Genomic DNA, 13172 nt, shown 5'->3' with positions numbered 1-13172 from the left:
TTTCTAGGGAAGCGCTGATTAAATCGTTATCGGATTTCATTCCTGCATTTCTATTCAATGCAAGGAATAAGTCGACGCGAATAGCGAGCTATTTAAGGAGGCTTATGACGCAGCATTGGATAAAAATACATATGAAATTCGATTCTGCGAATTAATCAGTGCTTCCTTAGGTTTGACAGCGCCTTTGGCGCTGAGGATTGTGGTGGCGCCCTACGGGCGCAATATAAAGTCAGGGTTACGGGGCTTGCTTTTGTGTCAGCAGTGGTACATAACGTAGTACCGGGCCTATCCTCAGGACTCCGCCCAGGGGCTGTGAAAAAATGTGGAAATGACACAGCTGCCACTCCACCTCACTGTCATTTGGTCAATTTCTTTGAAACTTTATGTATACAAAAGGAGCTGTGAAAAAATGTAAATCATTTTTTCACAGCCCCTTTTGTATATCAGTAATTCACAAATACTTCCACGTTCTGTCTTCCAAAGTTATAACATTCCTCGAAGGTTTCCATGCAGAGGTCGATACGGTCACCGATGATAGCTCCGCCTGTATCTGCGGCCACCGCTTCACCGTAGTTAGGGATAAATACGGTGGAACCCAGGGGGATGACCCTTGGATCTACAGCCACGGTACCATAGCCTGCTCTGGTGCCGGTGGCGGTAATGCCGTATCCGTCGCCATCGCTGGGGTGATAGGCACTGGCACTCATATTTCTCACATAGCCCTTAGTACCTTCCGCATCACCGGTTTTGGCAATACCCGGTGTACCGTGAACAAGGATTTTTACATCCCCCGGTTCAGCTTTGATGACTTTGCCGTCGGAAACGTATTCTTCCATTTCCACTTCCCTGCGGCCGGGAGTGCCTTCCTGCACAACTTCTATCTGTCCCGGAGCCAGGCTGGCGTCATACCACTTATTGTAGTGAACGGGAATGGCTTCTGTGCGGTTTACTACCCTGGCTGTGTAGGGAACTACATGAATCTGCATGCCCTGGGTAACTTTCATCATGCCGTCTTCGATGGGCATCATTTTCTTCCAGTCAAATCCTGCTTCGTTTACCACGCCCTGTACGGTCTGCTGTGTGGTATATACAGTCCTGGCTTTGCCATTGGCCACAATGGTCACGGGCTTTGCTCTTTCCACCACTAACACAGCGCCGTTCTTCACGTCACTGCTGGATGTCCAGTATTTGTCATAGGCATTCAGGCTGACTTCAGAATCGGTGAGCACCTGCTTGTAGGTGTTCGCTCTGGTGGTAATCACTTTTTTGTCTTTGCCGTCATATACTGTTACCATTTTATCTTCGTCGGAATATCCAAACCCGAAGGCCATGGAAAGGTCTGTCTGGGCAGCCATGGCCAGCAGAAGAAGGGAACAGGTGACTGCTTTTGCTGCTTTTTCAAAGGTTGCATGTTTCATATGTTTCTCTCCTATGGCAGTTATTCTACCATAGGGAGACTTTTTGTCAAATAACAGAAGGTTCACATTATTTAAATACCGGAATTATATCGATATTATCTATGTTTTATTATATCCCTTTCAGTATTTTCTCTTATTATAAAATCCTATTGCCAGTCATTAAAACGCGTTTATTTCCAGTATTTATCGGCCTTTCGCCATTTGCTTAATTGTCAATTTTGTCCCTTTACAATGGACATTTGTAAAAAATAAGAATTTAATGAATGCAAAATCCCCTGTTTTTTTCGACTTTCCCGTTATTTATCCATTGTTCTCTTCGCCCTATTGTAAACCGGAGAAAAAGGTCGGCCTCTTCAGAAGATAGAACTATTTTGTCCCATGTCGCGCCGCTTATGAAACTGTCGTTCGCTGATATATTTATGCTTTGTGGGAATTCATATAGGAAAAGTCCGCCTCCCAAATAATGCATTCCCAAAAACAGATTCATTTATGCCTCAAAGTGGAAACCACGAAACATTTCCCTCTCTTTCTATTTTTCATTGCATTTCCGGTCTCATGATTCTCCGTACATGGATTTTTCCGTCTTCCTCCATTTGCATTTTCTTCCCCATTTGCATAAATAAAAAACATCATTTAAATTGCTATCATTTCCCTCAGTTACGGGCAAAAAGGACCGGCTCACCTCTCTTTAAGGAGCATGAGCCGGTCCCCTTTTTTTGCAAAAGCCGGATTGTCTTATGATTAATTTTTTCCAAATACAGGCATGTAAGGCTCCATCTTCTGGGCCAGAGTCATTTCCACTTCCCTGTCTCTCTTTTCTGCCAGCTCCTGGAATTCTGCCTGGGCAGCCACTTTATTTTCCGGAGCGATGAACTTCTGCCAAGTGCCATCAGACTGCATGATATGAGCTTTCTGGTTATCCGCCAGTTCCAGATCAATCATTTCTTTCAGCCTTCTGCAGATATCCGGATCCTTCACAGGAATCATCAATTCCACCCGGTCGTTCAGATTGCGGGGCATCCAGTCCGCACTGCCGATATAAAGTTCTTCACGGCCGCCGTTGGCAAACCAGAAGACCCGGCTGTGTTCCAGGAAACGGCCCACCAGGCTCCGCACCGTAATATTGTCGCTCACCCCTGGAATGCCGGGGATAATGACGCAGATACCGCGGACGATGAGTTCGATTTTCACCCCAGCCCTGGAAGCTTCATACAGCTTGGCAATGATTTCTTTATCCAGGAGGGAGTTCATTTTAGCAATCATATGGGCCGGTTCCCCCTGGAGGGCAAAATGGATTTCCCGGTCAATAAGCTCCATGCACCGCTGGCGCAGGTTAATAGGCGCCACAATGAAGGAGTCCCAGATCGGCGGGTCGGAGTATCCGGAGAGAAGGTTGAAGAAAGCGGAGGCATCGCTGCCGAAGCGGTCATTGCAGGTGAAAATGCCAAGGTCCGTGTACAGTTTGGCGGTGGAAGCGTTGTAGTTGCCGGTAGCCACATGGACATAGCGGCGGATGCCGTCCTTTTCCCGCCGGATGACCAGGGTGCACTTGGAATGGGTTTTCAGCCCCACCAGGCCGTAAATAACGTGGGCTCCTGCTTTTTCCAGCCGTCTTGCCATAAGGATATTATTGGCTTCGTCGAACCGGGCCTTTACTTCCATGAGAACGGTCACCTGTTTTCCATTTTGTGCCGCTTTCTCCAGAGCTTGGATAATGGGGCTGGAAGATGAAACGCGGTAGAGAGTCTGCTTGATAGCCAGTACAGCAGGGTCGGAGGCAGCGGAAGCCACGAAATTGACCACTGAATCGTCGAAGGACTCATAGGGCAGGTGAACCAGCAGATCCTTTTCACGGATCATGTCAAAAATATTCTTCTTGCTTTCCTTTTCCAGCTGGATCATGGACCAGGGCCTGTGCGGGTGGGCTTCCGGATAACGGAGGCTGTCATAGCCCTTGATGCCGCAGAAGGAGAAGAAAACTGTCATATCCAGAGGGCCGTCGATTTCATACATATCTTCAGCCCCCAGATTCATTTCAGAGGTCATGAACCGGCGCATGAAGCGACTGGTGCCCCTTTCGAATTCCAATCGCACCGCTTCGCCGCGCTGCCGTTTTTTCAGCTGCTTTTCCACTTCCACCACCAGGTCCTGGGCATCCTCTTCATCCAGATTGAGGTCCGCGTCCCTGGTAATGCGGAAGGGACGGGCTTCCAGCATATCAAAGCCAATGAAAAGGCGGGAAGCAAAATGACAGAGTACCTGTTCCAGGAACACGAAATCATGGCGGGCCGGCGTTTCCGGATTGTCCGGCAGGCGGACAATCCGCGGCAGCACTGATGGCACCGGCACAATAGCCGTTTTTACATCAATATCGTTTTCCTCGTCAAGAGTCATATCCCGCTCATTCCGTTCCAGCAGCATGGCAATATTGAGACTCTTGGACGCAAGGAAGGGAAATGGATGGGAAGAGTCCACTGCCATCGGAGTGACTACAGGGAAAATTTCCCTTTCAAAATAGTCATCCAGCCACTTCATCTGCCGGGGCGACGCTTCATCGGGGCGGATGAAATAAAGTCCTTCCGTTTCCAGTTCCTTTAAAATCATTTTCAGGTACCGATACTGCCTTGCCACCAGCCGCTGGCAGGTATCGGAAATGGCTTCCAGCTGCTCCTCCGGTGTCATATTGGCAATATCTCTCCGTTTCACACCGTTTTCCTTCTGGTGCTTTAAGCCGGCCACACGAATCATGAAAAATTCGTCCAGGTTGGAGCTGGTAATGGCCAGAAATTTCAATTTTTCCAAAAGCGGATTGTTGGGGTCCACCGCTTCCTGGAGAACTCTCCGGTTAAACTGGAGCCAGGACAGTTCTCGATTCAGATAATACCGATGATTCTTTACGTCCACGTCCATAGTTACCTCCGCTCAAGCTTGGCTTCCATGCCAAATATATTTTCAAAAAACTCTTTTTCCTTATCAAAAAGCCATGTTTCCAAGGCTGTATTCTCATCGCTTTCGTATTCTACGAGCAGGCAGTCCTTCACGATCCGGGCAGATACATCCTTCAGTTTCTGCTTTCTGGACATATCCATGGCTCTTACCAGACGGAAAACTGCAATCAGCTTCAGCGCCGTCATCTTCGATTCATCGGACAGAATGCGGAAGGGTTTGTCATCATCGCTGGGCATACCTTTGTGGTCATAATACACAATGCATGCCACAATATCCTTTTCCTTATCAGAAATTCCGAAAATATCGGTGCCCTCTACCATGCTCCAGGCCTGAATGGAAGACCCCAGCAGATTGACATATTTTCCGATCTGGTAAAGGATAATGGCCATGCGGAGAAGGAACTCATCCCTTTCATTGAGGCCGTTATACCGGTCAAAAGCCTGGATAATATGGTGGCAGTACCTCTCCATAACCCGGGCATGATCCGGCTCGTAATAGTAGGATGCGGCAATGGAACGAGTAAGTTCCAGATTCTGGGCCCTCATGTACAAAAGAGCAGGATCCTTCGTTTTCTGGGCGCCGTAGAAAAGGCTGGCCGCCTCCGCAAAGGTCATGCCCATAAGCACCACATGATGCATAGGCACATTGTCCAGAATTTCTTTATATATATGAATGGTAGGCGATACCACCGATGCCAGAGCCTCATCCACATGATACTTCTGTCTGGTCATGGAAGTAGAAAGGCTCCCCGCTTCCTCATAAAAGCGAAGAATATCCTCCCGCTTCACCGGCGTGATTTCCTTTTCCACAGGTAGACCCATGAGCCGGCCAACGATACGAGCCTCCCGGCCTGACAGGATGACCGTATCAATGCTGTACTTCCGGACCGTCACCCACAGCGGTTCCATAATGGCATGAATATATTCGCCCAGGGCCTGGGGAAAATCCACGGAGTCCCGCTGGTTCAGCTTGAAGGTCTCCAGAAGACGGAGAGTGCCGATATGTACATTATGTTGATAGCACAGTGCCCCCTTCTCCCACACCGTAAGACCGATGCAGCCGGAGGTAATATCTACAAAGAGAAAATTACTCCCCATGCGGCCGTCCAGGGATTTATTGTACTCCTTGAACTGATACTGCAGGCCGAAATGCTTGAAATAAATTTCCTGGGGCATATCCACTACCTGCACATTAAAGCCTGTATTCACCCGAATCAGGTCAATAATGGAGCGGCAGTTTTCCGCCTCCCGAAGCACTGCCGTGGCATATACCGCATATACCTTCACCTGGTAATCCATGAGCAGCTGCTTCAGTCCCGACAGCATGCGGCACAGTTTCTTGATAGAAGGAAAAGACAGCCTCTTCTGGTTAAACACCTCTTCCCCAAAAGCAGTATCCTTCCGCACTGATTCAATGACCCGGATATCCTTCACACTGTTGTACTGCACAATACGCATGGATACATTGGATGAACCGATATGAATGATTCCATAAATGAGCGGCCTTTGTTCCGACATAGCGAGCCCCCGTTTCTATAGACAATAAAGAAAATGACCATGCTCTTCCTGATTGATTGTACATCGGAAAAGTAAAACTTCTGTAAACTAATATCCTCCTGAAGATGATTATTTCTTATTTTATCATTATTGTATCATATCTTATGAAGAGAAGGGAAAGAGAATAAAGAGGACTGTGCGTCCCGGAATCAACGGGTTCAGAAGGGAAGGTATCGCCTAACAGCGATGAGTATAAAGTCAGCTTTACATGCTTACCTCCCGACTGACAAAAGTGCATTTTCCATAGCGCCGCAGGCGGGATTCCTGGTTTTACCAGTACACTAGTACACTAGTACACCAGTACACTAGTACACTAGCTCCCTAGCTCCCTACACCGATTACATCATAAAAGGCGCACTCATTATGCAGGGTGCCACCTTCATTCACCATTTGCCATTTCCCCACAAGCCGGCATTCGGTCAGCGGATAGCTCCTCCTTCTATCATCTATGTTCCATCTGTTGTAAAATAGAGTCATAAAAGGCAGCTTTTTCTTTCTCATAAACTCAATCATGAAAATCTGCCGTCAAAGGAGACACTATGGAACGTATAGCAATCATCGACCTGGGTTCCAATTCCATCCGGTTTGTCATCATGCAGATTGGCGCCCACGGTTCTTACAAACTGGTGTATCAGGAAAAGAAATCTATCCGCCTGGCTGAAGGCATGACCCTGGAGTCCCGCCAGCTCACGGAAGAAGCGCAGCAGCGGGCGCTGAGCTGCCTTGCGGTCTATGCCCATATTATCGCCGTACAGAAGGTAAAGAAGGTGCTGGCCGTAGCTACTGCCGCCGTACGGAACGCCATCAACGGCGCTTCCTTCCTGAAAAGGGTACGGCTCACCACCGGCATCCCCATGACCATTATCAGCGGAAAAGCGGAAGCGGCCCTTGGATTTTCCGGTGTCATCCACACCATCGACCGGAAGGATTTCCTCCTTTTCGACCTGGGCGGCGCCAGTGTGGAGATTTCCCTGGTGCGGGATAAAAAAAGAATACACTCTATCAGCATTCCCATGGGCGCAGTAACCCTGACGGAAATGTTTCAGTCTTCCGGCACCGTCCCCTACAGCAAAATTACTGAAATCAAAGATTTCATCCAGAAGAAGCTGGACGAAATCCCCTGGTTCCCCAAAGAACCTATCGAGGTCATCGGTGTAGGAGGCACAGTGCGAAATCTGGCCAAAGTGCACCAGCGTGCTTCTGCCTATCCCCTGCCCAAGCTTCATAATTACAACCTTCCTGTGGAAAATCTTTTTTCCATGGTAAAATCCATCTGCGGAAAAACCTATGAGGAAAGGCAGAAGATTTCAGGGCTGTCGGAAGAACGGGCGGATATCATTATTGCCGGTTCCCTGGTGGTACAGGAAATCGTGAGAAAAGCCCGCTCCTCCTATCTCACCATTTCCGGCTGCGGTCTCCGGGAAGGCCTTTTCTTCCATTACTATGACCCTCTCTACGATAAGGAATGCCACTGGAAACATGATATGCTCATTTCCTCCGTAAAAAATTACCTCTATACCCTGCCTGTGGAATACGATTTCCATACCTCCTACGTTACAGCCATGGCCCTTTCCATGTTTGACCAGTGGAGAAAGGCGCACCGTCTCAACGACCGAATGCGCCGTATACTGGCAGCCGCCGGCCTTCTCCATGACACAGGCACCATCGTCAATTACTACAGCCATGCCCGTCACAGTGCCTACATCGCCGCCAATGCCCACATTTTCGGCTGGTCCCACCGGGAACAGCTTATGTGCGCCCTGGTCTGCGCCTTTCATCACGGTTATTCCAGCAAATTTTTGAAATCCAGCACTCACGTTCGCATTCTATCGGATCTCCAGATGAAGGAAGTACGTATGATGGCCCTCTTTCTGGCTCTGGCGGAAGGGCTTGACGAAAGTCACGAACAGTGCATCACCCGTCTTGTATGCAGCGTCTCCAAACAGGCTATGGACCTTCGCATATACACCAGCCGGGACAATTTCGATGTCCCCGCCCATGCAGTGCAGAACCTCATCAAAGATTTCTCCAAAACCTTCCGACTCCCCCTTCGCATCCAGTGGTTCCCCGGCAGCAGCAATAAGAATGAACTGGCGGAAGAAGCCATGCAGCTGGGATTTGATCCCAATGTTTGAAGAGCCGCTGTAGGGTTATGAGGTGACTCAGGTTCAAAGGGTTGTGGCAGCGGCTCCGCCGCGAATTAAAAAGGGGCGCGCCTTACGGCGCAGGTTGGATCCGCCTTCGGCGGCGGGTTGGATCCGCCTTCGGCGGCGGGTTGTGTAGAAGGGTTGTGTTCACTGTGCGGAAGGGTAAGGTATCTTCGCGGCGCGGCGATGAGTTTTATGTCAGCGTTGCGGAATTTACATTTGTGTCTCCTTTCCGGTGCTGCATGATGCAGTGCTTCCCTAGAAGCCAACTTCGGCTGACTTGGAGGTCCTATGCAGGACCTCCACAGAGTGGAGAAATCTCATTCCATAATAGTACAAAAATCATTGCGGCGAGAGATTGCGGGCTCAGAGCCTCAATAGAGCAAAAAGCATTGTCATCCATAACCACATGCAGCATCGCTCGAAATGACGTAGAGGCAGGAGGCAGATTGTCATTTGGCCAATTTCCGTGAAAATTTATGTATACAAAAAGGCCGTGAAAAAATGATTTATGTTTTTTCACGGCCCCTTTACTATGCCTTTATGAAATTATTTAGCGCCGCATTTCTTTGCTGCCAGAGCTTCTTCATAGAGCTTATTCACATAGCCCCAGTTGATGATACGGAAGAAGTTTTCCACAAAATCCGGTCTGCGGTTCTGGTACTGCAGATAGTAGGCATGTTCCCATACGTCCAGTGCCAGCAGCGGTTTCTTCCCTTCTGTGAGAGGATTATCCTGGTTGGAGGTAGAGAGAACTTCCAGATGGTCTCCGTCAAGCACCAGCCATGCCCAGCCGCTTCCGAACTGGGAAACCGCAGCAGATGCAAATTTCTTTTTGAAATCTTCAAAGGAACCAAAGTCAGCTTTAATCTTTTCAGCCACCGGGCCGTCGAAGGAAGTGCTTCCCTCCGGTGCCATCATTTCCCAGAAAAGGGCGTGGTTGAAATAGCCGCCGCCATTGTTTCTCACAGCGCCGCGGATGTCTTCGGGAAGAAGATTCAGGTGGCCGATGAGATAGCGGATAGACTTATCTGCCAGTTCCGGATGGGACTCCAGCGCCTTGTTCAGGTTGGCTGTATAGGTGGCATGATGTTTGTCATGGTGGAAATGGAGGGTAGCTTCATCCATTACAGGTTCAAGGGCATTGTAAGCATATGGTAATTCCGGTAATTTAAACATGGTCATTTCTCCTTTATTTGGAAATATAGAAAGTATATAAGATAACTCTTTTAACGATATTTCTCGATTCGTTCTGTTTGTATTATATCGAATATTCTTGAAATAGTCAAGTGATTTTCGATATTGTGCATGGCTGCATGGCGGCCCGGATTCAGAGGGTTCAAACGGTTCAAAGGGTTCAGAGGGAAAGGTTGACGACCCTCCGAGCCGCGGGGTCTTAAGGATCTGCAGTTTGACGGGCCCTATGGGCCCGAGGGTTGTGGATTGCCGCCAAAGGCGGCATGGGCTCGTTTCGCTCACCTCCCCCTTCCACCACTTCGTGGAACCCCCCACCCCCGCATGAGGGGGTGGGGGGGTTGTGGGGAGAAAGCCAGCTCCCCCCGATCCCGATCCCAGTCACTAGTCACCGGTCACAAGCCACGGGTCACCGGAATATCTCCCCAACTGCTTTCCATCCCCTATCTTCTATCGTCTATCATCTATTTTTCGCCATCTACCCATAAAAAAATCCCCCAAAGTTTCCTTTGGAGGATTTTTTCATATGTATCAGTCTGTTACACCAGTTTGCTGAAGTCGCCCCAGGCATCGAAGAAGGAAAGAGTCTTGAGAAGCTGGGAGATACGGTTGTCTTTTACAGCTTCATCTTTCACCATAACCATAACGTTGTCCAGATAGTCGTTGATTGGCGCAGTCAGTTCTTTCAGGTACGGCAGGGCATCGGCGTAGCGGTACTCTTTATACAGCGGCTCTACGGCTGCCATAGCTTTTTCAAGAGCTGCTTCCAGGTTCTTTTCCGCCTCTTCTTCGAAGAGTTCCGGTTTCACTTCGCCGCCGGTCTTGCCTTTGGTAATATTGGCAAGGCGGGTGACAGCCTGGCGAAGATCCGTTTCTTCCTTCAGGTGGCTTTCGGTCATAGCTTCTGCTTTGAGGAAAATCGCATAGATGTCATCTACCGGACCGGCAAGGACGGCGTCGATGATGTCATAGGCAATGCCGTTATCCAGAAGAATGGCACGGATACGCTGGCGGAAGAAATCTTCCACCTGGGAGAGCACCTTGTCCTTGGCTTCTTTGTCACCGGGCAGGAGTTCCAGTGCTTTGGCAATGCCTCTTCTGATATCCCAGTGAATTTTTCCGTCGGTGAGGATATTCACAGCGCCGATGGTCTGGCGGCGAAGGGCGAAGGGGTCCTGGGAGCCGGTGGGAATGAGTCCGCGGAGGAAGGTAGCAGCCAGGTTGTCCAGCTTGTCAGCCAAAGACAGGGCGCGGCCGATGGATTCTTTCGGCAGGATGTCGCCGGCGAAGCGGGGCATGTACTGTTCAAAAATAGCCTGGGCCACTTCCGGTTTTTCACCGTCCAGAAGGGCATACTCCTTACCCATTTCACCCTGGAGTTCTGTGAATTCCGTCACCATGCCGGTGGCCAGGTCCGACTTGGACAGGAAGGCTGCCCGGTCAGCGTCTTTCATTTCTTCATCGGTGAAATGCCAGTCGCTGCCGATAAAGGCGGTGAGTTTCTGCAGGCGGTCTGCCTTATCCCTCATGTCGCCCATGCCTTCCTGATAATTGATGCGAGTGAGGTCATCCCGGTGTCCTTCCAGTGTTTTCTTCCGGTCGTTTTCAAAGAAGAATTTAGCATCGTCCAGACGGGCACGAAGCACCTTTTCATTGCCGTGCTGTACGTTTTCCAATGCTTTGGTGCCGCCGTTTCTGACGGTGAGGAAATAGGGCATAAGACTGCCGTCTTCGTTCCTTACCGGATAGTATCTCTGATGGTCACGCATGGGAGTAACCACAGCCGGTACGGGGAGCTTCAGGAATTCATCGTCGATTCTGCCGTAGAGAGGAGTGGGATACTCCACCAGGTAGTTGATTTCTTCCAGAAGATCCGCATTGTGCCATACATGGCCGCCCAGTTTTTCCGCTGTTTCCAGAAGACCTTTTTTAATCATGTCCCGTCTTTCGTCCTGATCTACGATGACGAAGGCTTTTCTCATGGTTTCCTTGTAGTCTTCCGGTTTTGCAATGGTTACCGGTTCCCTGCAGAGGAAACGATGGCCACGGCTCACGCGGCCGCTCTTTACATGGGCAAATTCCACAGGAATCACCTTATCATCTGCCAGTGCCACGATCCACCGTACAGGACGGATGAAATGGGCTTCTTCATCGGCCCAGCGCATGCTTCTGGTGAAATTGAGGCCGGTAATCAGGGAAAGGAAAAGATCCGGCAGCACGTCTTCCACTGCCTTGCCCCGGTTCACCACATGGGCCCAGGTGTAGTCCCCTTCCTTCACCAGCTCTGAAGGATCGATATGCTGTCCTCTTGCAAATCCCTGGGCAGCGCGGGTGGGATTGCCGTTTTCATCAAAAGCGGCCTTGATGGACGGGCCCCTCTTCTTCACTTCTTCATCCGGCTGGCGGTCTGCTGCATCCTTCACCAGAACAGCCAGTCTTCTTGGTGTAGCGTAAATCTTGATTTCATTGAAGGAAATACGATTTTCTTCAAACTTTGCACGGGACAGTTCTTTCAGCTGTTCAACCACACCGGCCATAATGTTGGCAGGCATTTCTTCCGTTCCGATTTCTAAAAGAAGATTCTTACTCATTTTCCTTCACTTCCTTTCAGCATGGGGAATCCCAATTCTTTTCTCTTCTTCAGCCAGGCTTTGGCACACATTCTGGCCAGGTTTCTCACCCGGGCAATGTATTCCGTCCGTTCAGACAGGGAAATGGCGCCGGCTGCATCCAGAAGATTGAAGGAATGGGAGCATTTCAGTACATAATCATAGGCAGGAAGCACCATGCCTGCTTTCACTACCCGCTTAGCCTCCGCTTCGTACATATCAAAGAGCTTGAAGAGCATATCATGGTCCGACAGTTCGTAGCTGTATACGGACTGTTCATATTCATTCTCATGCCAGATGTCGCCGTAGGTGACGCCATCGGTCCATTCCAGGTCGTACACATTGTCCTTTTCCTGAATGTACATGGCGATACGTTCCAGGCCGTAGGTGATTTCCACAGCCACCGGATGTTCGTCAATGCCGCCTACCTGTTGGAAATAGGTGAACTGGGTGATTTCCATGCCATCCAGCCATACTTCCCAGCCGATGCCCCAGGCGCCCAGGGTCGGGGACTCCCAATTGTCTTCTACGAAACGGATATCATGCTCCTCCGGGTCAATGCCCAGTTCCTTCAAAGATTCCAGATAGGTTTCCTGGATATTATCAGGTGACGGTTTCATAATCACCTGGAACTGATGATGCTGGTAAAGACGGTTCGGGTTTTCACCGTAACGGCCGTCATCAGGACGGCGGGACGGTTCTACATAGGCCACATTCCAGGGTTCCGGTCCGATAACCCGAAGGAACGTAGCTGGGTTCATGGTGCCTGCCCCTTTTTCCGTGTCGTAAGCTTCGCCAAGGACGCAGCCCTCTTTCGACCAGAATTTCTGGAGTGCTAAAACAATCTGCTGAAATGTCATATGTCCTCCTAAAAACAATATAAAAATCCCTGTAACAAGTAAGTTACAGGGACGAGTTACAGGGATACCTGACCCGCGGTTCCACCCTCATTGGCCAATGGCCCGCCTTCATTCATAGCAGCCCTACTCTGTTCAGGCAGCAGCTCCGAAACGCCTTCCGCATCCTGCCGGACTCACACCCTCACCGGCTCGCTGACCATGCGTACTCCTTTTCATCATCACCGTAGTTATGGAAACATTCTAGCAAATATGAGGGGTGTTGTAAAGGGGGGGGTAGATAAGGTTCTTAAGATTCACCGGAGGGTTCTTAGGGAAGCGCTGATTAAATCACTGTCTGCTTTTATTCTTGAATTTTTATGCAATGCAAGGAATGGGACGACGCGAATAGCGAGCTATTTAAGGAGTCCCATGACGAAGCAGTGCATAAAAATTCTTATAA

The 13172-nt window shown here is 49.6% G+C and carries 7 protein-coding genes; 1 reads left to right on the top strand and 6 read right to left on the bottom strand.

Annotated elements, in window-relative coordinates:
* Positions 1 to 443: 443 nt before the first annotated feature.
* The 3 genes from B2Y11_RS05695 to B2Y11_RS05685 all read right to left on the bottom strand — a co-directional run bounded on the left by B2Y11_RS05695 (position 444) and on the right by B2Y11_RS05685 (position 5884).
* On the bottom strand, positions 444 to 1418 hold the full coding sequence (locus B2Y11_RS05695) for a 3D domain-containing protein (protein WP_291057193.1): 975 nt from the start codon (positions 1416 to 1418) through the stop codon (positions 444 to 446).
* A 741-nt stretch (positions 1419 to 2159) separates the two neighbouring features.
* Positions 2160 to 4328, bottom strand: a complete 2169-nt coding sequence (ppk1, locus tag B2Y11_RS05690; protein WP_291057191.1) for a polyphosphate kinase 1 — start codon at positions 4326 to 4328, stop codon at positions 2160 to 2162.
* A gap of 2 nt (positions 4329 to 4330) precedes the next feature.
* Positions 4331 to 5884 (bottom strand): exopolyphosphatase, encoded by a 1554-nt coding sequence (locus B2Y11_RS05685; RefSeq protein WP_291057189.1) that lies wholly within the window; start codon positions 5882 to 5884, stop codon positions 4331 to 4333.
* Between the two features lie 578 nt (positions 5885 to 6462).
* Here B2Y11_RS05685 and B2Y11_RS05680 point away from each other — a divergent pair.
* A complete protein-coding gene (locus B2Y11_RS05680; protein ID WP_291057187.1) occupies positions 6463 to 8058 on the top strand; it encodes a Ppx/GppA phosphatase family protein in 1596 nt (531 codons plus the stop codon).
* Positions 8059 to 8619: 561 nt separating this feature from the next.
* On the opposite strand, the gene B2Y11_RS05675 is transcribed toward B2Y11_RS05680, so the two are convergent.
* The 3 genes from B2Y11_RS05675 to glyQ all read right to left on the bottom strand — a co-directional run bounded on the left by B2Y11_RS05675 (position 8620) and on the right by glyQ (position 12733).
* Positions 8620 to 9255: a superoxide dismutase gene (locus B2Y11_RS05675; protein ID WP_291057185.1), complete on the bottom strand. Its 636-nt coding sequence runs from the start codon at positions 9253 to 9255 to the stop codon at positions 8620 to 8622.
* 548 nt (positions 9256 to 9803) lie between these two features.
* A complete protein-coding gene (gene glyS, locus B2Y11_RS05670) occupies positions 9804 to 11855 on the bottom strand; it encodes a glycine--tRNA ligase subunit beta (protein WP_291057183.1) in 2052 nt (683 codons plus the stop codon).
* Positions 11852 to 12733: a glycine--tRNA ligase subunit alpha gene (gene glyQ / locus B2Y11_RS05665; protein WP_291057181.1), complete on the bottom strand. Its 882-nt coding sequence runs from the start codon at positions 12731 to 12733 to the stop codon at positions 11852 to 11854. Before glyQ ends, glyS begins: the two co-directional genes overlap by 4 nt.
* Between the last annotated feature and the right edge of the window lie 439 nt (positions 12734 to 13172).

Origin of the sequence: Dialister sp. UBA1703 (genome assembly GCA_002320515.1) — a bacterium.
Classification (GTDB): Bacteria; Bacillota; Negativicutes; order Veillonellales; family Dialisteraceae; genus Dialister.
This window is presented reverse-complemented; position numbering and strand designations above follow the sequence as displayed.

Excerpts from the sequence above, each read along its gene's own strand:
- B2Y11_RS05695 (WP_291057193.1), bottom strand. The coding sequence starts at position 1,418 with ATGAAACATGCAACCTTTGAAAAAGCAGCAAAAGCAGTCACCTGTTCC.
- ppk1 (WP_291057191.1), bottom strand. The coding sequence starts at position 4,328 with ATGGACGTGGACGTAAAGAATCATCGGTATTATCTGAATCGAGAACTG.
- B2Y11_RS05685 (WP_291057189.1), bottom strand. The coding sequence starts at position 5,884 with ATGTCGGAACAAAGGCCGCTCATTTATGGAATCATTCATATCGGTTCA.
- B2Y11_RS05680 (WP_291057187.1), top strand. The coding sequence starts at position 6,463 with ATGGAACGTATAGCAATCATCGACCTGGGTTCCAATTCCATCCGGTTT.
- B2Y11_RS05675 (WP_291057185.1), bottom strand. The coding sequence starts at position 9,255 with ATGACCATGTTTAAATTACCGGAATTACCATATGCTTACAATGCCCTT.
- glyS (WP_291057183.1), bottom strand. The coding sequence starts at position 11,855 with ATGAGTAAGAATCTTCTTTTAGAAATCGGAACGGAAGAAATGCCTGCC.
- glyQ (WP_291057181.1), bottom strand. The coding sequence starts at position 12,733 with ATGACATTTCAGCAGATTGTTTTAGCACTCCAGAAATTCTGGTCGAAA.